14 protein-coding genes and 1 tRNA gene are annotated in these 18321 nt (G+C 55.5%); 13 read left to right on the plus strand and 2 right to left on the minus strand.

Annotated features, from left to right (window positions below; genetic code table 11):
* The first annotated feature begins 185 nt into the window (after positions 1-185).
* The 4 genes from hutI to def all read left to right on the plus strand — a co-directional run bounded on the left by hutI (position 186) and on the right by def (position 3538).
* Complete coding sequence (gene hutI, locus A3850_RS08215) at positions 186-1418, plus strand: imidazolonepropionase (protein WP_068215485.1); 1233 nt, start codon at positions 186-188, stop codon at positions 1416-1418.
* Positions 1419-1436: 18 nt separating this feature from the next.
* Positions 1437-2405 (plus strand): formimidoylglutamase, encoded by a 969-nt coding sequence (hutG, locus tag A3850_RS08220; protein WP_068215487.1) that lies wholly within the window; start codon positions 1437-1439, stop codon positions 2403-2405.
* Between the two features lie 129 nt (positions 2406-2534).
* Positions 2535-2948, plus strand: a complete 414-nt coding sequence (ruvX, locus tag A3850_RS08225) for a Holliday junction resolvase RuvX (protein WP_068215490.1) — start codon at positions 2535-2537, stop codon at positions 2946-2948.
* Positions 2949-2980: 32 nt separating this feature from the next.
* Complete coding sequence (gene def / locus A3850_RS08230) at positions 2981-3538, plus strand: peptide deformylase (protein ID WP_068215491.1); 558 nt, start codon at positions 2981-2983, stop codon at positions 3536-3538.
* Between the two features lie 21 nt (positions 3539-3559).
* Here def and A3850_RS08235 read toward each other — a convergent pair whose 3' ends face one another.
* Entirely contained in the window at positions 3560-4234 is a 675-nt protein-coding gene (locus A3850_RS08235) for a viroplasmin family protein (protein ID WP_068215492.1), read from the minus strand.
* Positions 4235-4292: 58 nt separating this feature from the next.
* Here A3850_RS08235 and A3850_RS08240 point away from each other — a divergent pair, with 58 nt between their 5' ends.
* From A3850_RS08240 to A3850_RS08270, 7 genes are all read left to right on the plus strand, one after another.
* Positions 4293-5114, plus strand: coding sequence for a TatD family hydrolase (locus tag A3850_RS08240; protein WP_068215494.1), 822 nt, complete (start codon positions 4293-4295; stop codon positions 5112-5114).
* A 204-nt stretch (positions 5115-5318) separates the two neighbouring features.
* Positions 5319-5405 (plus strand) — tRNA-Ser (locus A3850_RS08245).
* A 231-nt stretch (positions 5406-5636) separates the two neighbouring features.
* Positions 5637-6359, plus strand: a complete 723-nt coding sequence (locus A3850_RS08250; RefSeq protein WP_068215496.1) for a MotA/TolQ/ExbB proton channel family protein — start codon at positions 5637-5639, stop codon at positions 6357-6359.
* A 182-nt stretch (positions 6360-6541) separates the two neighbouring features.
* Positions 6542-7066 (plus strand): hypothetical protein, encoded by a 525-nt coding sequence (locus A3850_RS08255; RefSeq protein WP_068215498.1) that lies wholly within the window; start codon positions 6542-6544, stop codon positions 7064-7066.
* A gap of 20 nt (positions 7067-7086) precedes the next feature.
* Positions 7087-7644: a biopolymer transporter ExbD gene (locus tag A3850_RS08260; protein ID WP_068215500.1), complete on the plus strand. Its 558-nt coding sequence runs from the start codon at positions 7087-7089 to the stop codon at positions 7642-7644.
* A gap of 136 nt (positions 7645-7780) precedes the next feature.
* Positions 7781-8260, plus strand: coding sequence for a biopolymer transporter ExbD (locus A3850_RS08265; protein ID WP_068215502.1), 480 nt, complete (start codon positions 7781-7783; stop codon positions 8258-8260).
* 215 nt (positions 8261-8475) lie between these two features.
* On the plus strand, positions 8476-8688 hold the full coding sequence (locus tag A3850_RS08270; protein ID WP_068215503.1) for a hypothetical protein: 213 nt from the start codon (positions 8476-8478) through the stop codon (positions 8686-8688).
* A gap of 39 nt (positions 8689-8727) precedes the next feature.
* Here A3850_RS08270 and A3850_RS08275 read toward each other — a convergent pair whose 3' ends face one another.
* Entirely contained in the window at positions 8728-11823 is a 3096-nt protein-coding gene (locus A3850_RS08275) for an SdrD B-like domain-containing protein (RefSeq protein WP_068215505.1), read from the minus strand.
* Positions 11824-13061: 1238 nt separating this feature from the next.
* On the opposite strand from A3850_RS08275, the gene uvrA reads away from it, so the two are divergent.
* Positions 13062-16001 carry an excinuclease ABC subunit UvrA gene (gene uvrA, locus A3850_RS08280; protein ID WP_082921701.1) on the plus strand — a complete coding sequence of 980 codons (2940 nt, stop codon included), beginning with the start codon at positions 13062-13064 and terminating at the stop codon, positions 15999-16001.
* 355 nt (positions 16002-16356) lie between these two features.
* Positions 16357-18138 carry an OmpA family protein gene (locus A3850_RS08285; protein ID WP_068215510.1) on the plus strand — a complete coding sequence of 594 codons (1782 nt, stop codon included), beginning with the start codon at positions 16357-16359 and terminating at the stop codon, positions 18136-18138.
* Positions 18139-18321 lie beyond the last annotated feature (183 nt).

Consider the following 18321-nt stretch of genomic DNA (forward strand, 5'->3'; position numbering starts at 1 on the left):
GGGGAGGTTGGGGAGGCCTGCGGCGCTGCGTGACTTCCCGTCCCGAAGGGCCGGCTTGCGTAGCGATGGCACACCGTCAGGTGGTCCATTCTACAAATTTGGCCATTCAGTCTTGTCAGCCCAATTCTAAATCAACCAGTACTTTATATCCCACCCATCCCAAACCATTCAACCAAACTCAACAAATGCAAACCCTCTTCACCAACATCCGCCAACTCCTACAAATCCGGCCACCGGGAACCACGCGGGTCGCCGGCGCGGACATGGCGGAGCTGCCCTTGCTGGAAAATGCCTGGGTACTCATCGAAGATGACCTCATTGCGGGCTTTGGGGAGATGGCCACCTGCCCCACCGGAGTCAGGTTTGAACTTGATTGTACCGGCCAACTGATGCTTCCTTCCTGGTGCGATTCCCATACCCACCTGGTGTACGCCGGGAACCGGGAGGGGGAGTGGTTGGACCGGCTCCAGGGGCTCAGCTACGCCGAGATCGCGGCCAAAGGTGGCGGGATCGTAAATTCCGCAGCCCTACTGGGTCAACTTTCGGAAGAGGACTTGTACGAGCAGAGCCGGGAAAGATTAATGACCGTCATCCGGCAGGGAACGGGGGCCATTGAAATAAAATCGGGCTACGGGCTGGATCTGGAGGGAGAATTGAAAATGCTGCGCGTCATCCGGCGGCTGCGGGAGGAATTCCAGTTTCCCGTGAGAGCCACCTTCCTGGGCGCCCACGCGCTGCCACCCCAATACAAAGAGGATAAAGCGGAATACGTACGGCAGGTCTGCGAAGAAATGCTCCCCCAAATTGCCAAAGAGGGACTGGCAGACTACGTCGACATCTTCTGCGAGAAGGGTTACTTCGACGTGGCCGATACCGAACGCCTCCTGACCGCCGGTGCAAAGTTTGGTTTGCGGGGGAAGATCCACGTCAATCAGTTCAACGCCATCGGTGGGGTAGGGGCCGGCGTCAAGCACGGTGCCCTGTCCGTTGACCACCTGGAAGAACTCGAGGAAGAGGATGTTACCGCCCTTAAAGGTTCCGACACGATGCCGGTGGCCTTGCCCGGTTGTTCCTTCTTCCTCGGCATTCCCTACACGCCCGGCCGCGAACTGATTGAGGCGGGTCTGCCACTGGCGGTGGCTTCGGACTTCAACCCCGGGTCCTGCCCGTCGGGGAATATGAACTTCGTCGTCGCCCTGGCCTGCAGTAAGATGAAGTTGACGCCAGCGGAGGCCATCAACGCCGCCACGATCAACGGAGCCTATGCGATGGGGCTGGCCGAAGAGGTAGGTTCCATCACCGTCGGCAAACGGGCCAATTTGATACTGACGAATCTTCTCGACTCCTACGTATCACTCGGTTACTACTTTGGCGGAGGGCTCATTGACCGGGTTTACGTGAACGGACAATACATTTAACCCCAATCACTCTTTATCATGAGCAATTACTACCAGCCGGCGGATGCTTCCTTATGGACGGGCCGGTCCGTCGATCCGCGGCTGGGGCCGCAGTACTGGTACCAATCCAGTAGCTTTTTGGATCTATCCGCAGCGGTGGAAGCACAGCCTGATCTGAAGGGGCAGACGGTTATCCTCGGTTACGCGGTAGAGGAAGGGGTACGGCGAAATCAGGGAAGAATCGGCGCTGCGGCGGGGCCGGATACCGCTCGCCCCTACCTGGGTCGATTGGCGGAGGGAACTTCCCCCAAACGCCGTTGGGATGCGGGTAACATCATCTGCCCCGACGGGAACCTGGAAGCCGCGCAAGAGGAACTGGCTCTCCGGGTAAGCCAGATCTGCCAGGCCGGGGGGAAGCCCATCGTTATCGGCGGTGGACACGACATTGCATACGGGCACTTTAGGGGATTGTACGACGCCCACAACGATCCCGGTAGAACCTTTGGCATCATCAATTTCGATGCCCACTTCGATCTCCGGTCGCCCACCAACGGAGCGACTTCGGGTACACCCTTTCGGCAGATACTGACGGAGATGGGGGGAAACGTCCGTTACCTGGCTGCCGGCATCCAGGCGGCCGCCAATACGCCGGAGCTGTTCCGGGTGGCCGAAAAGTATGCGGTTAACGTTTTGTCGGACGAAACCCTGTACGCTAACCCCGAACGGTCACTGCGGCAATTAGCCTTTTTTGCTGCCTCCGTCGACCACCTTTACCTTACGATTGATCTCGATACCTTCCCCGCCGGCGTGGCCCCGGGCGTGAGCGCGCCGAACCCTACGGGAGTTGATCCCCACTTTGTCCTGGGTGCCCTCGCTGAACTATTATCCATCGGTAATACGGTGGGTATGGATATTGCGGAGTTCAACCCCAGATACGATCGGGACGGGGTGACGGCCCGATTGGTCAGCCGGCTGGTGCACCGGGCGGATGAGTATTTGTGGTTGTAGGGAAGTCTTTAGCAATTAAGCCCTTCCCTCCGTTCCAGGTCATCCCTTTGTTCACCCCAATTGCTTGGCACCCGCGGCAGCGCCCGCATCCAAAAACGAAGCTGAATCGTTTACTCTAAAAGTCACTTTATGTCCCGCATCCTGGCCATCGATTACGGCTCCAAAAAGACTGGTATTGCCGTTTCGGACCCCCTGCGCCTGACCGCAAACGGGTTGGAAACCGTCCCGACCTGGCAGCTGCTTGACTGGCTGGATAAGTACCTGGCCGAGGAAGAAGTCGGGGACCTTGTAGTCGGCGAAAGCCTGCACAAAGACGGGACGCCGAACAAGATCAACGACGAGGTGATCGGGTTCGAGCGCAAATTCAGTAAGAAGTATCCCGATATCAAACTGCACCGGCAGGATGAATTTCGGACCTCCAAACGCGCCCTCGAAGCGATGATCGAAATGGGGGTGCCGAAGATGAAACGCCGCGAAAAACACCGCGTCGATAAACTGGCCGCCACCATCATTCTGCAGGATTTCATGGAGACCCTCGCCTAAGCTACATTTGCCCCACCTTAACCATTCCCCCAATGATTCTTCCGATTTACGCTTACGGCCAACCCGTGCTCAAAAAAGTAGCCAAACCCATCACGAAAGACTACCCCGGGCTCGAAAAACTGATCGCGGACATGTGGGAGACCATGGAAAATGCCAACGGCGTCGGCCTCGCCGCCCCCCAAATCGGGAAGAGCATCCGGCTATTTTTGATTGATGCCGGGCCGATGCACGACGAGGGCGAAGAACACCTCGGCAAACGCGGCGTATTCATCAACGCGGAAATCCTCGAAGAAGCCGGCGACGATTGCAGCTACGCCGAAGGCTGCCTCAGCATCCCCGACATCACCGGTGAAGTGGAGCGCGCCGAAGAGATCACCATTCGCTACTACGACGAAAATTTCGTGGAGCACACCGAGACTTTCGATGGCATGAACGCCCGCGTCATCCAACACGAATACGACCACATCGAGGGTATCTTATTCACCGAGTACCTCAAACCCCTCAAACGCCGGATGATCAACCGGAAGCTGGAGAAGATCAAGAAGGGGGAGGCGGATGCGAAGTACCGGATGAAGTTTATACGGACTTAATTACCCGACTACGCTACTAACTCACTTTCTCCCAAAATCCGCCGGAATCTCCCCCCACGCCTTCGTATTCCACTTGTAGATCGGGTTGGTGATGCTATTTTCCTTCAGCCAGGCTTCTCCCTTTTCGATGTATTCGTAGAGGCTTTCGGTCTTTTTTGATTTCTTCAACGTCGTCTTGCACTTCCCTTTTTTGACCCAGCCGATGGCAATTTGGGAGTCACTGTAGATGGGCAGGTCGCCTTTGTCCTGGGCTTTGAGAAACGCGAGGGCGTGGACTAGCGCGAGGAATTCGCCGATGTTATTCGTCCCGAGCGGGAAAGCGCGGTGGAAGAGTTGTTTTTTGCTGGCGGTCGTGACGCCCTGGTACTCCATTTTACCGGGGTTGCCGGAGCAGGCGGCGTCCACGGAAATGCTGTTAGCGAGGATGCCCGGGGTGGTGGGGGCGTTACTTTTGCGTTTGGAAGTTGGGCGCTGCCGCAGGTGCGATGTTTTGTTGTTGGCCGCCACGGCCGCCGTCATGTACCGGTGGAAGCCGCCGTCGTAAGCGGCCTCGGCCTGGGCGCGGGAGGGAAAACTTTTATACTTTGCACCTTTGTAGCCGTCCACTTGCCGTTTGGCTTCCGGCCAGGTCAGGTAGACGCCCGGAACGTGGCCGAGCCAGACGACGTAGAATTTCTTTTGCTTCGTTTTGGGCATGGGGTAAAGGTAGCCCCACCCACCAAATTGAGTGTTCATTACATCCTATCCCCAACCCATGTTGATCGATACCCATACCCACCTCTACAGCGACAAATTTGCGGGCGACCGCGCCGCGATGATGGAGCGCATTCCCGCCGTGGGGGTGGAGCTGTCCATTATGCCGGCCGTGGACTCCAGCAGCCACGCCGCCATGCTGCAATTGGAGGCTGACTACCCCGACCGTACCCTCGCCATGATGGGCCTCCACCCCGTCAGCGTAAAGGCGGATTACGAACAAGAGCTGGCCATAGTCCGGGAATATCTCGACCAGGACCGCAAGTGGGTAGCAATAGGCGAGATTGGGATGGATCTGCACTGGGACGTCACCTTCCGGGAGCAACAAGAAAAAGCTTTCCTCATTCAGTGCGAATGGGCCATTGAGATGGATCTTCCAATTTGTATCCACGCCAGGAAATCCATTGACGAACTACTGGCCCTGATCGAAAGGGTAGGGGATGACCGCCTCCGCGGCGTCTTCCACTGTTTTACCGGAGATTTCCGTCAGGCGGAGCGTGCCATCGAACTGGGGTTCTACCTGGGGATTGGTGGGGTTGCCACTTTTAAGAATGGTGGGCTAGGCCCGGTAATCGAACAAGTGGCACACGATCGGCTTTTGCTGGAGACGGATGCCCCTTACCTGGCGCCGGTACCTTACCGCGGAAAACGCAACGAAACTGCTTATTTGCCAAACGTGGCAGAAAAAGTGGCCAGCCTCTGGAAAACTTCCGTCGCTGAAGTGAGCCGACAAACGACCGAAAATGCGTGGCAACTCTTTGAACTTGACCGCTTTGCGCAGCCTGGCCTACCTTGGGTAGCAGGGATGGCGGCCAAAACCTAAATCTTAATCCGGGCGATCACCGATATAAATTTTGTTTTGTTGATCGTTTTTACAATTTTTGCGATTAGTTAACGGATAATAACGTTCGGCTAACTAATTCGATCGACCAACGCCAACGGGCAACCGCCGATCGATTGACATGACTGGACAGCTTGCAGAATGGTAGCTCATTCTCTCGTACGCAAGCTGCTACCTATTACAATAGGAGAGGTGCTCGAGTGGCTGAAGAGGTACGCCTGGAAAGCGTATAGGCGGGTAACCGTCTCGAGGGTTCGAATCCCTCTCTCTCCGCTCTGGAAAGGAAGGAATTGCCTGTTGTCGTCTCGTTGGTTCGAACTCTGAGCCTTAGCGATCACGACGAAGGAGTCATCCCTCTCTCTCCGCTCTGCGAGTATTCGTCCGAAAAGACTAGCTATTTTCCTAACGGATATTCCCTACATTACAAACCCATCTCCCCCTTCACGGGGAGGTCGATCAAGACTTCTTTACTTCACACAAATCTTTCGTCAACCAATTAAGGCTATGCGACACATTAACAAGATACTGGCCACCCTCGCGCTGGCGGTTATCTCCGCTGGAAACCTAGCGGCCCAGGATGAGGCAACTGCATCCGGATACCAAATCCTCAAGAAATATTTCATCGACGGTGACTGGCGCTTCATGGCCATCGTACTCGTCTGTTTGATCCTCGGCCTGGCCTTCTGTATCGAGCGTATCATCACGCTGAACCTGGCCTCCACCAACACCGACAAACTCCTCAGCCGCATCGGTGAGCGTTTGGAAGCCGGTGACGTTGCTGGCGCGCAGGAAGTAGCGAAGTCTACGGCCGGCCCCACGGCCAGCGTCCTTTACGAAGGGCTCCGCCACACGAAAGAAGGACCCGACGCAGTGGAGAAAGCCATTGTTTCCTACGGTTCCGTACAAATGGGCCTCCTCGAGCGTGGCCTCGTTTGGATCTCGCTCTTCATCGCCATTGCACCCATGCTTGGGTTCATGGGTACGGTAATCGGTATGATCCAGGCCTTTAACAAAATTGAAACAGTTGGTGACCTTTCCCCAGCGGTTGTTGCCGGTGGTATTAAGGTAGCCCTGCTGACGACCGTATTCGGTTTGGTAGTGGCCATTATCCTCCAGATCCTTTACAACTACATCGTCAACAAGATCGACGGTATCGTAAACCGGATGGAGGATGCGTCAATCGCTTTGGTTGATACCATGGCTACGACGAACAGCTTCCGCGCTTAATTCAGCTCTCCTTTTAATGGAGCCGGCTGCGGTAAAGAATATTTGACCGAGCCACCCACCCTAATTCTGATTGCCTGCATCTTTTGTCGGCAGCTTACCCCGAATGGGATTGTAAGTAAGGAATTTTCCGGTGGGTGGCCCCGTTCAACATCTCGCCGCTTCGGTTCATAATCCAATCTAGCATGTACGCATTTTTAAATAAATACGGTCAGGCGCTGGCTTTCGGGATTGGAGTGCTGGTCGTCCTCATCTTCATGGTGAACATCTTCACCACCGACGCTGCGGTTCTGACGTCCCTTACCGACGATTCGCTTACCGGAGACGCCAAACTGGCGCGCTACAACACGAGCGCATTTGATTTCGGTTTGTACGCCTCCATGGCGCTTACCGGCCTGGCGTTCATCGCCGCCATCATTTTCGGTGTCGGTCAGGTAGCTTCCAACCCTAAAGGATCTTTGAAGGGCATCATCGGTGCCGTTCTCCTCATCGTGATCTGCTTTGTTTGTTACTCCGTAGCCAACAACGATCTAACGGAAGAGTCCGCAGCCATCCAGAACTCCATCAATAAGTTCAACACCGACCAGGGTGCGGACTTTGACGGTGGCACCCTGAAATTCGTCAGTGGTTCCATCATCGCGGCGGTAGTCCTCGTTGGCCTCTCCATCCTTTCCCTGATTGTCTTTGGCATCCGGGGCATTTTCAAGTAATCCTCTAAATATCCCCCATCATGGCTAAGACCAAGACGAGAGACCGGATGAACAATGAGATCAATGCAGGATCCATGGCAGACATTGCCTTCCTGCTGCTCATCTTCTTCCTGGTGACTACCACCATCGCTGAGGATAAGGGTATCCTCGTAAAGTTGCCGCCATGGTCTGACGAAGAGCCGGACATTCAGCAACTGAAGGAGCGCAACGTATTTTCTGTGCTCGTGAACGCCCAGAATGACCTGCTCGTCCGGGATGAGCCCATGAAGCTCGGTCTCCTCCGGGAAGCCGCCAAAGAGTTCATCCGCAACCCGAGTAAGCTGGCCAACATGTCGGAGAGCCCCGACCGTGCCATCATCTCGCTGAAGAACGACCGGGGAACTGAGTACACGACCTACCTGGCCGTCTACAACGAGCTCAAGGGCGCTTACGATGAGCTGTGGGACGAAGAATCCCAGAAACGCTATGGTAAGCCTTACTCCGATGACATGCCTTTCGCCGAGCGCAAGGCCATTAAAACGGAGATCCCCATGGTACTCTCCGAAGCGGAGCCTACCAACTTCGGTGAGGAGCAATAGTGAAGAAAGAAACTAAGGGGGAGCACTAACGCCCCGCGTTTTTGCTCCCCTTTTTCTTCCCCTCTTCCCACCACTGCCGGCCCGATCGGCATCTTTGAACTACCCGATTAGTTCACCACAAAAAATACAAAGCCTCATGGCAAAGTTTTCCAAAAAACGCGGTAAGTCCAGCCCCGCGATCTCCACCGCCTCGCTGCCGGATATCATCTTCATGTTGCTCTTCTTCTTCATGATGGTAACCGTACTGCGTGACTCCAGCCTAAAGGTAAAGGTCAATACGCCCGACGCTACCCAGCTGACGAAGCTCGACGAGAAGTCCCTGGTAAACTACATCTACATTGGTCGCCCTACACCGCAGTACGCTGAGGTCTACGGTACCTCCCCCCGCATCCAGTTGGGCGACAAGATATCCACGGTGGATGATATCCCCCTGTTCTTGGAGCAACACAAAGTGAAACTGCCCGAGGCTAAGCGCCCGGCCATCACCTCTTCCCTCCGCGTGGACGGCGAAGTGACGATGGGTATCGTGCAGGACGTAAAAACGAAGCTGCGTAAGTCGAACCAGCTAAAGATTAACTACTCCGCTTCTAAGCGGGACGGTGCGATTAAGGAGTAATATCCACCGGACATATCCGGCCTTTGGCCGGGGTTGAATGCCACCATGACCTTTTGGGTTATGGTGGCGTTTTTCGTTTGGGGGGTTGATCACCCTTTCACATCCACTCCCAGGGTCGTCGGCCTTCGGCCTTGGGACCCTGGGTTATGGGGGACCCTTTCAGGGTCTTACGTCCTATTTCACCGGGTGCCCGGCGAGATGTTACCTTCGGGGCTATGACGGGGAAACACACCGGGCGGATCTTATTTTACCTCGAGACTAAGGGATACGGCTATCTGCGGCTGGAAGGGACGCTGGAGGAGTTTCACTTTCGGCGGAAGAACCTGCGCTTTACGGAGCCGCAAGCGGGAGAACTGGTTACGTTCTCCATCAAAGCCCTTAAAAGTGGTGTGTGCGCGGATGAGATCGAACGGGCGGGGTTGGCCTAACGGTTTCGAGCCAACCCCGCTTATTCGTTATCCTAGATCCTAGTGCTTCACCACGAACTTCCCCATAGCGTAAACCCGTCCCGCTCCCGCCAGCGTGGCGATGTAGAATCCGTCGGGTAGGTTGGCTGCGGACAATTCCGTAGTTGTACCCTGAAAGGGTCGGCGAGCTACTTCTGCCCCTACGGCATTCTGAATGATCACCTCGAGCCCGGAGGCAGTCGGCGCTTCGGTCAGCGTAATGCGCAGGCGATCCGCAGTGGGGTTCGGGTAGATTTCCAGGGCTGTCACTTCAGTTGCGAGATGGGCATCGGCGGAGACCATCAGGTCCAAAGGTGCCAGCCGCGTACGGGCGTACTCCGTGATGATGGGCTCGTTGAAGTCAAAAAAGATGCCCGCCCGGTTCTGGAAGCGGTCACCCCGTTGCAGCGACGTATCGTGATCAATGGTGAAAGAAACGACGCCCATACTGCCGGGTACGTTGGTGAAACTGTCCACCAGATTGATGTCGTCAAAGCGGAAGGTGAGGGCACGGCCGTTGTCCACCATGACGGTGTAATCGTGGCTGGCGGGACCAAACTCGATTGTTTCCAGGTCCAATTCCAGGGGGAGGGTGTCGCGAATGACGACCGTAAAGGCCGTGTCCGTACCGGTGTTCTGAAAGTGAAGCTCGTAGGTCAACCGGGTACCGGGCTGGACGTCATTATCCTCGCCGAGGCCGGTGGGGAAGACCAACTTCTCGTTAGGGTCGAAGCTACCCTGGTTGGTCCGGCAGTACGTGGCCCGCCCGAGTAGCTCGTTGTCGGAACTGATTTTGGTGGCGTTGCCCGTCATTACACCGCCGCAGGATTCAATGATGGCGGAAGGGAAGATGGCCCCCGTAGCACCAGCCGCCGCGCTCTGGCGGGCGATCACCTGCACGGTTTCTCCCGTCGCTGGGAAGGACAAGCGTAAGCTTTCCCCACCAGCTAGGCCGGGAACGATTTGTGAGTAGTCCTGAGAGAGCTGGCCGCTAACGTACACGTAATACTCCAGGTCCTCCGTCATGGCCTCCGTCCCTACGTTGAGGATGTCGAAGAATAGGGAATCGGTCTCACAGCCGGCGCCACGGACGTCGATCAGGGCGATGCCATCACCCGGGTTGCAGGCATTATCTGCGGTGATTTGTGCTTCAATGCAGTGGAGCTGGCCAAAATCTGATTCGCAGCTGACGATGAAGTCGATTCGAATCTGACCGTTGCCGAAGGCATTTATGTCGCTCAAATTGAAGGTCAGGGTGTCGCCTTCGCGAGTGAAGTCAGCCGTTGCGGTTACTTCTTCGAATAGCGGGTCGACGGTGACTTTTAGCTCGGTGTTTTGGGCGGACCTGCTACCTCGATTCGCGTAGTTTACGTAGGCACTATTTTCGAAACAACGGCGGAAACGGCTGCTGACAATCTCTACGTTTAAAGAAGCACAGTTCTGTACTTCTATCATAGGGGAAATAAGCATCGGAGGATCACCATCATCATCCGTACCGATCGCCCGAGTGCCACAGCCTACTAATGAGCTGTCCAATGGAGCGAATGTCGTTACGGCGTAATCGCCAGCAAGCACAAGGCCCTCCCACTTTCCAGCGGAGTCAGTTACGAAATAATACTCCCGCGGCCCGTTGCTGAGACGGACGTTTATTCCCGGGATACCCACCCCGCTTAGATTCGGTGAAGCGTTACAGGTGCCGTCGTCATTGAGGCGAACGAAGCCGCTGACGTTCGGAGCAAAGTCGCAGGTATCGGGAATGGTAACGTCCAGGAACATGGTTGTATCTCCACAGGTGGTGCTCACCTCCACGGAGTAAGTGCCCACGTTGGCCTCTAAAAGCTCTGCAAATGAACGTTCGTTAGCATTAACCCTAATTTCAGCTGGTCCGAAGAAGTTGAAGGTGATGTCCGGAGACGTCAGGGAGCTCTCAGGGTTGAAGACGAATACGGTGGCCTCTTCCAGTAAGCAGTCGTCGGGTCTGCGCTGCTCAAATACGAGATTGTCAAGGCGGCCATCCTCGATTATTCCAAAACCTTCCACCCAGCAAGCCTCTTCTTCTACGGGTTCCACGAAGTAAGTAGTTGTAGTGTCGAACACAAACTCCGTTATGGTCACAGGATCATTAAGGCCTTCCAGTAATTGGAAACGAATGCCAGGGACAAATTCAACGGGTAAGCGAAAGGTGTCGGTCAGGATGGTGCAGTCCAACAGGCGAACGGTATCGGGGAAGACGACCTCAGTAGGTAGAACCTGGTAAGATGCTGAGGCTACGCAGCCGTTAGCAAAGGATACCGTTACGCTATACTCCTGCTGGTATTCCACCCCAACTAAAAAGGGTAGGGTGCTACCATCACTCCAGAGGTAACCCAACACCGGCGAAGCGTCGTCGTGGACAGCCTGGAGGGTTACTGCGCCGGGGTCAGTACAAAAAGATCCTATCTGTTCAATGCCCAGGAAAGGGTCCGGGGCGCTTACGTTGAAGGTAATGAAGGTCTGGCACCCATCGGCAAAAACGGCGGTAAGGTCGTTAAAACCGGGCTCCACGTTATTGATGAGGAAGGTGTCATTAATGGTTTCCCCGATCACTACCCCGTTTAGTGTTAGCGTTGCCTGACCAAGGCCGCGGGTTATGATCTCCAGATCGGCACTTGGGTTGTCACACGAAGGGGAACGGGTTTCTTGAAATGTCAGGTCACATCCAATTCCCGTGACCCAGCCGATATCCGCCGCCGACGTTACGTCTTCCCCTTCGCCGAGCTGGATTTCTACAGCTACCGAACCGGGTAGTGGGTCGCTGTCAACCGTCGGGTCATCGCCCTGTTGGCTGAGCGTGAGCGATAGATTCTGATCTTGAGGTCCGAATTCAACGAGGTAATTGCCCGCCGCCAAATTAGGGTAGGTGTAGTTGCCGTCTTGGGTGAAGATGACGTACAGATTGCCTGTATTTATTTCCAATAGCCGCACATCGGTAGCTACCCCAGGCTCACCGACGTCGCGGATGCCATTTTCATTCTCGTCCAACCAGCTGATGCCGGAGATGGAGCCGCAACCTTCAGTACAGTTTTGGGCGGATAGGCTGGCGCTAAAAAGCGCGAGGAGTAATAGGGTAAAACGCACGTTTCTAGGGTTTAATTCCCAATAAAGGTACGCCGCCGTCGTCGGACGATTCACCAGGGAACAAGCGCAGCTTGTTTGCTGGCATCGTCCGACGACTTGATAGTTTACTGAAGGAAATTTCCCTTACCACGCACAGATGAAGTCGTCGGACGAAGCTGCTGATTTTCCCTTCGTAAAATCACCAGTGAATCGTCCGACGACTTAATAATTTACTGAAGGAAATTTCCCTTGCCACGCACAGATGAAGTCGTCGGACGAAGCTGCTGATTTTTCCTTCGTAAAATCACCAGTGAATCGTCCGACGACTTACTAGTTTACTGAAGGAAATTTCACTTGCCACGCACAGATAAAGTCGTCGGACGAAACTGCTGATTTTCCTTCGTAAAATCACCAGTGAATCGTCCGACGACTTACTAATTTACTGAAGGAAATTTCCCTTGCCACGCACAGATGAAGTCGTCGGACGAAACTGCTAATTTTCCTTCGTAAAATCACCAGTGAATCGTCCGACGACTTAATAGTCTACTGAAGGAAATTTCCCTTGCCACGCACAGATAAAGTCGTTGGACGAAACTGCTACTTTTCCTTCGTGAAATCACCAGTGAATCGTCCGACGACTTAGTAGTTTACTGAAGGAAATTTCCCTTGCTACGCACAGATAAAGTCGTCGGACGAACCTGCTAATTTTCCTTCGTAAAATCACCGGTGAATCGTCCGACGACTTAATAGTCTACTGAAGGAAATTTCCCTTGCCACGCACAGATAAAGTCGTCGGACGAAACTGCTACTTTTCCTTCGTGAAATCACCAGTGAATCGTCCGACGACTTAATAATTTACTGAAGGAATTTTCCCTTGCCACGCACAGATAAAGTCGTCGGACGAAACTGCTGATTTTCCTTCGTAAAATCACCAGTGAATCGTTCGACGACTTACTAGTTTACTGAAAGAAATTTCCCTTGCCACGCACAGATGAAGTCGTCGGACGAACCTGCTAATTTTCCTTCGTAAAATCACCAGTGAATCGTTCGACGACAAAGAGGAGCTTGGCGCTGCCGCAGGTGCCAGGGAATGGGCGAGTAAAAATTATGACTGCCAAGCAACAGAATATCGTAAAAACGAATGGGTGGCCAACATTTTGTGCTAAAACCTAAGTAGATTTGTAGCCGTTCCAACAAGCGCAGTGATGTCCTAATAATTGGCGTTGCCCTTCCACCGAATAGTTCGTTCCCTCCCCCTTATGGCTAAGTCCTCCGCCCCTACCACCTTTTCCTCTGCACCCGCGACAGCGCCCAAACCGGCGAAGCGGAAAAAGGCCAAGAAAAATGAGTTGCCGCACTCGGAGCGTTTCCTCACCGTGATCGGAGCGAAGGAGCATAATCTGAAGGACATCAACGTGGAATTGCCCCGCAACGAATTGGTCGTGATCACCGGCCTCTCCGGATCGGGAAAATCGAGCCTGGCCTTTGACACCATTTACGCGGAAGGGCAGCGGCGCTACATGGAGACGTTTTCGAGCTACGCCCGGCAATTCATGGGCACGATGGAGCGGCCCGACGTGGAGCAAATTACCGGCCTCAGTCCCGTGATCTCCATCGAGCAGAAGACGACCAACCGCAGCCCCCGCTCCACGGTGGGTACGGTGACCGAGATCTACGATTTCCTGCGCCTCCTCTACGCCCGGGCGGGAACGGCCTACTCCTACGTAACCGGCCTCCCGATGCTCCGGTACACCGAGGAGCAAATGAAGGACCAGATTGCGGAGACTTACGCCGGCAAAAAGATGATTGTGCTCGCCCCCCTCATCCGCGGGCGGAAGGGCCACTACCGCGAACTGTTCGAACAGGTGCGCAAACAGGGATACACCAAAGTACGGGTGGACGGTGAACTGCAGGACCTCAAAGAAGGGATGCAGGTGAGCCGCTACAAAGTGCACGACATCGAACTGGTGGTGGACCGCATTAAAATGAGCCCCGAACGGGCCGACCGCCTCAGCCAAAGCCTTCAGACCGCCCTCAAAATGGGGGACGGACTCGTCTTCATCCAGGACGTCGACAGCGGCGAAGTATCGACTTTCTCCAAGAATCTGATGGACCCGGAGAACAACATCAGTTACGAAGAGCCGAGCCCAAACACCTTCAGTTTCAACAGCCCCTACGGTTACTGTAAAACTTGCCGTGGACTGGGGAACCTGAACAGCCCGGACATCGACAAGATCATCCCGGATCGCAAGAAAAGCATCAATAAGGGCGGGCTGGTACCGCTGGGCGAGAACCGCGATAACACCACCTTCAAGCAGGTAAAAGCCATCGCCAAAAAGTACAAATTCAAGCTCTCGGAGCCGATCGAAAAGATCAATCCCGAAGGCCTGAACGTCCTGCTCTACGGCGCTAAGAAAAAGGCCGGCCGCCAGAAGAAAAGCCGCTACGACAAGATCGCGAACGACATGGTCTGGGACGTAGAAAAGAACGGCCTCATCGCCATGATTGCCCGTTGGTACGAAGAAACGACGAGCGAACGCATCCGCACCTGGGCCGAGGACTTCATGACCATCGATACCTGCCCCACCTGCGAAGGCGACCGACTTCGGCTGGAAGCCCGCAACTACAAGATCAAGGGCATGACCATCAGCGACCTCGCCCGCATGGACCTGGGCGAACTCGGTGTCTGGATGGAAACCGCCGAGGAAGGCATGGACGAGCGGACGCGGCTGATTGCGACGGACATCCTCAAGGAAATTCGCTTCCGCCTCCGCTTCCTGCTGCACGTGGGCCTAGGCTACCTCAGCCTGGACCGCCCCGGCCGGACGCTCTCCGGCGGCGAAGCCCAACGGATCCGCCTCGCCACCCAGATCGGTAGCCAGCTGACGGGTATCACCTACATTCTGGACGAGCCGAGTATCGGCCTCCACCAACGGGATAACCAACGCCTGATCCAGGCCCTGCGGGATTTGACGGACATCGGCAACACCGTCCTGGTCGTAGAACACGATAAGGATATCATGATGGCCAGTGACTACCTACTTGACCTCGGCCCCGGCGCCGGCGTGAAGGGCGGCAAAGTGGTGACGGCCGGCAAGCCGAAGGAGTTCCTCCTCAAGAAAAACGCGGGGAGCATCACGAGTGACTATCTCTCGGGCCGACGGGAGATCGCCATCCCGGAAAAGCGGCGCAAGGGCCACGCCAAGCAGTACCTGGAACTGAAGGGAGCAATGGGTAATAACCTGAAGAACGTCAGTATCAAGATCCCCCTCGGCACCTTCACCTGCGTGACGGGCGTGAGTGGCTCCGGGAAGTCGACGCTGATCAACGAGACGCTGTACCCCATTTTGCGACAGCATTTCTACAACTCCGTTAAACGGCCCATGCCCTACAAATCGGTAAAGGGTTTGGAGCATTTGGACAAGGTGATCGACATCGACCAATCGCCGATCGGGCGGACGCCACGGTCCAACCCGGCTACCTACACGGGGGTGTTTACGGATATCCGCGCCCTGTTTACCAAGCTCCCCGAATCGATGATCCGCGGCTACAAACCGGGTCGCTTCAGTTTTAATGTAAAGGGCGGCCGCTGCGAAACCTGCAAGGGCAGCGGGATGCGGACGATCGAGATGAACTTTCTTCCGGACGTCGAGGTAGAATGCGAAACCTGCCAGGGCAAGCGCTTCAACCGGGAGACGCTGGAGATCCTCTACAAAGGCAAGAGCATCAATGACGTGCTGAATATGTCCGTCGCCGAAGCCGCGGAGTTCTTCGAGGCCATCCCCAAGATCTACCGGCGGATGAAAACGCTGAAGGATGTAGGCCTCGGCTACATCACCCTCGGCCAGCGGGCGACGACGCTTTCCGGAGGGGAAGCCCAGCGGGTAAAGTTGGCGGAGGAACTCTCCAAACGCGCCACCGGCCAGACAGTCTACATCCTCGATGAGCCAACGACCGGTCTTCACTTTGAGGATATCCAGTACTTACTACGCGTCCTGCAGGGCCTGGTAGAAAAGGGTAATACCGTCATCGTCATCGAGCACTCGATGGACGTCATCAAAGTCGCCGACTACCTCATTGATATGGGGCCGGAAGGTGGCCGGGGTGGTGGCACCCTCGTTGCGAAGGGCACGCCGGAGCAGGTGGCGAAGGTGGCGGAGAGCCATACTGGGCGGTTTTTGGTGGAGGAGTTGGGGTGATCCTTATCAGTTATTAGATGCCCGCTATTGCGATCGGTCGTTCACGAAACACTAATACCGGATCGGGTGCTTGATCCACTGTTTGGTAGTTATATCCCCCGTGAACGCTCGTGGATAATGGTAATGCGTGCCCTAACAACAACCCCCACCCCAAACCCATCTAAATTTTTAACTTTGTCACCCCTCGTTCGTCGAGAATCCATCCCAACCGGTCGGTGGGGGAGTGGATTGGTCGAGGTGGGGCCCTTGGGCCGGGCGGCGCCTTTACCCCGGGCGTACCTTAGGGTCATCAACAAGGGTCGATAACTTACTGGTTAAGCGCGCGATCCGCGAAACGCTTTAAACACTATACAACATGAGACTTACCACGCTTTCTAAATTACTGATCACCTTTCTCGTCGTCGGTATCGTCGGGTTCCTGATCTGGAAATTCTCCCCGGAGGTCGCCATCGAAGAATCCCAACAACTTGACGGGATCAACGTGGATGACAGTGACGTAAACAACATTACGGACGCCGCCAAGCTGCCCCTCGCCGGGGAATCCCGCTCCAGCAAAGTAGGTAACCTGCCCCTCACCCGAATGGCCGCTTACGCCTGGAACGCTCAGTCCGGTATCATCGGCGCCAATGGTGGCCCCTTCACTACCCAGGGCTCCATGATGGAAGCCAACAATGTGAACCTGGAGATCATCCGCCAGGACTGGCTTTCGGAACTCCGGAACCTGCAGATGAAGTTCGTCCAGGAGTTTGACGCCGGTGAGGCTCACCCCGACCAGGGCGTTTTCGCCATCATGATGATGGGTGACGGCGCTCCCTACTACATCTCCTCCGTCCAGCAAGCCCTTAACGATAAGTACGGGCAGGACAAGTACCACGTACAGGTAGTCGGTGCCGTCGGCCTCAGCTACGGCGAGGACAAACTCATCGGCCCTCCCAAATGGAAGATGAACCCCAAAAGCATGAAGGGCGCCCTGATCTCCACCGTAATCGGTGACGGTGACTGGGTAACGACCGTTAACTACGCCTTCGCTAACGGCATCCCCGTCAACCCGGACCCCACCACCTACGACCCTGAAGCCGTCAACTTCTACGCTTCGGCGAACGACGACTACATCGAATCCGCCAAGGAACTCATCAAGTCAGTTAAGGAAGGCTGGACGATCCCCCTCAAGGAGATCAAGGATGGCCGTCTAACCGGCCGCACCGTCAACAAAACCATCGACGGATGTGCCACCTGGACGCCCGGTGACAAGATGGTCTTCGACGCCATCGACGGCTACACCGACATCGTTTCCACCAAGGAATTCAACAACCAGATGGCCACCACCGTCATCGCGGTCAAAGAATGGTGTGAGCGCAACCCCGAAACCGTGAGCAACATCCTCAAGGCTTCCTACACCAGCTCCAACCAGATGAAGCTCTTCAACGAGTGGCGCCGCCGCGCGGCCGAAGCCGTCACGTCCACCTACGAAATGGAGGATGCTGACTACTGGTACGGCATGTTCAAGGGCCAGCAGGGAGAGAAAAATGGCATCAGCTACAACATGGGTGGCTCGCGGGTCTTCAACCTCGCTGACGCCCGACAGTACTACGGTCTGGAGGACGGCGTAAATCGCTACAAGGCCGTGTACGACCAGGTATCCTACTACCTCAAGGAACTGAACCCCGCCGGCTTCAACCAGAACGTTAAGCGGATCATCCCCTACAACGAGGCGGTGAACCTGGACTACCTGAAGGCCGTCAAGGACATCGATGCGGGTGAGGCTTACGCTTCGGACTACTCCGAGACCACCAACAAGCCCCGGTCCGTACTCGCCGAGGGTGAGTTCAACATCAACTTCGCCTCCGGCCGCGCTACGCTGGCTCCCGGTGCCAAGGACCTGCTGGACAACATCTACAACATCCTCATCCAGGCGGAGGACGCCAAGCTCGAACTCGTCGGCCACACCGACCGGGACGGTGATGCGGACAGCAACTTCATCCTCAGCCAAGCGCGTGCCCAGGCGGTGAAGACCTACATGATCCAGCGGGGCATCCCCAGTAGCCGTTTCCGCAAGGTCATTGGTAAGGGAGAATCCGAGCCAATCGGTAACAACAAGGCCGAAAATCGCCGGGTAGTCATCACCCTGCTGAACTAAGGAGCCATCTCCCACGCCCACCGGTTACTGGATCACTCCGGTAGCCGGTGCGGTTTTTTGTCTACCCTCAGCGTCCTGCTAATTACTGCCACTCAAAGAGGGAGCGGTAATTAAGCGCCACCGTAGGAATGTGGTTGTCCGGGATACAATGCGCTTGCCCTATCCATTCGGACGAATCAACGC

It is taken from the genome of Lewinella sp. 4G2, from assembly GCF_001625015.1.
Lineage (GTDB): Bacteria > Bacteroidota > Bacteroidia > Chitinophagales > Saprospiraceae > Neolewinella.

What these genes read in the sequence shown, in the direction of transcription:
- hutI (WP_068215485.1), top strand. Translation starts at nt 186, where the DNA reads ATGCAAACCCTCTTCACCAACATCCGCCAACTCCTACAAATCCGGCCA.
- hutG (WP_068215487.1), top strand. Translation starts at nt 1,437, where the DNA reads ATGAGCAATTACTACCAGCCGGCGGATGCTTCCTTATGGACGGGCCGG.
- ruvX (WP_068215490.1), top strand. Translation starts at nt 2,535, where the DNA reads ATGTCCCGCATCCTGGCCATCGATTACGGCTCCAAAAAGACTGGTATT.
- def (WP_068215491.1), top strand. Translation starts at nt 2,981, where the DNA reads ATGATTCTTCCGATTTACGCTTACGGCCAACCCGTGCTCAAAAAAGTA.
- A3850_RS08235 (WP_068215492.1), bottom strand. Translation starts at nt 4,234, where the DNA reads ATGCCCAAAACGAAGCAAAAGAAATTCTACGTCGTCTGGCTCGGCCAC.
- A3850_RS08240 (WP_068215494.1), top strand. Translation starts at nt 4,293, where the DNA reads ATGTTGATCGATACCCATACCCACCTCTACAGCGACAAATTTGCGGGC.
- A3850_RS08250 (WP_068215496.1), top strand. Translation starts at nt 5,637, where the DNA reads ATGCGACACATTAACAAGATACTGGCCACCCTCGCGCTGGCGGTTATC.
- A3850_RS08255 (WP_068215498.1), top strand. Translation starts at nt 6,542, where the DNA reads ATGTACGCATTTTTAAATAAATACGGTCAGGCGCTGGCTTTCGGGATT.
- A3850_RS08260 (WP_068215500.1), top strand. Translation starts at nt 7,087, where the DNA reads ATGGCTAAGACCAAGACGAGAGACCGGATGAACAATGAGATCAATGCA.
- A3850_RS08265 (WP_068215502.1), top strand. Translation starts at nt 7,781, where the DNA reads ATGGCAAAGTTTTCCAAAAAACGCGGTAAGTCCAGCCCCGCGATCTCC.
- A3850_RS08270 (WP_068215503.1), top strand. Translation starts at nt 8,476, where the DNA reads ATGACGGGGAAACACACCGGGCGGATCTTATTTTACCTCGAGACTAAG.
- uvrA (WP_082921701.1), top strand. Translation starts at nt 13,062, where the DNA reads ATGGCTAAGTCCTCCGCCCCTACCACCTTTTCCTCTGCACCCGCGACA.
- A3850_RS08285 (WP_068215510.1), top strand. Translation starts at nt 16,357, where the DNA reads ATGAGACTTACCACGCTTTCTAAATTACTGATCACCTTTCTCGTCGTC.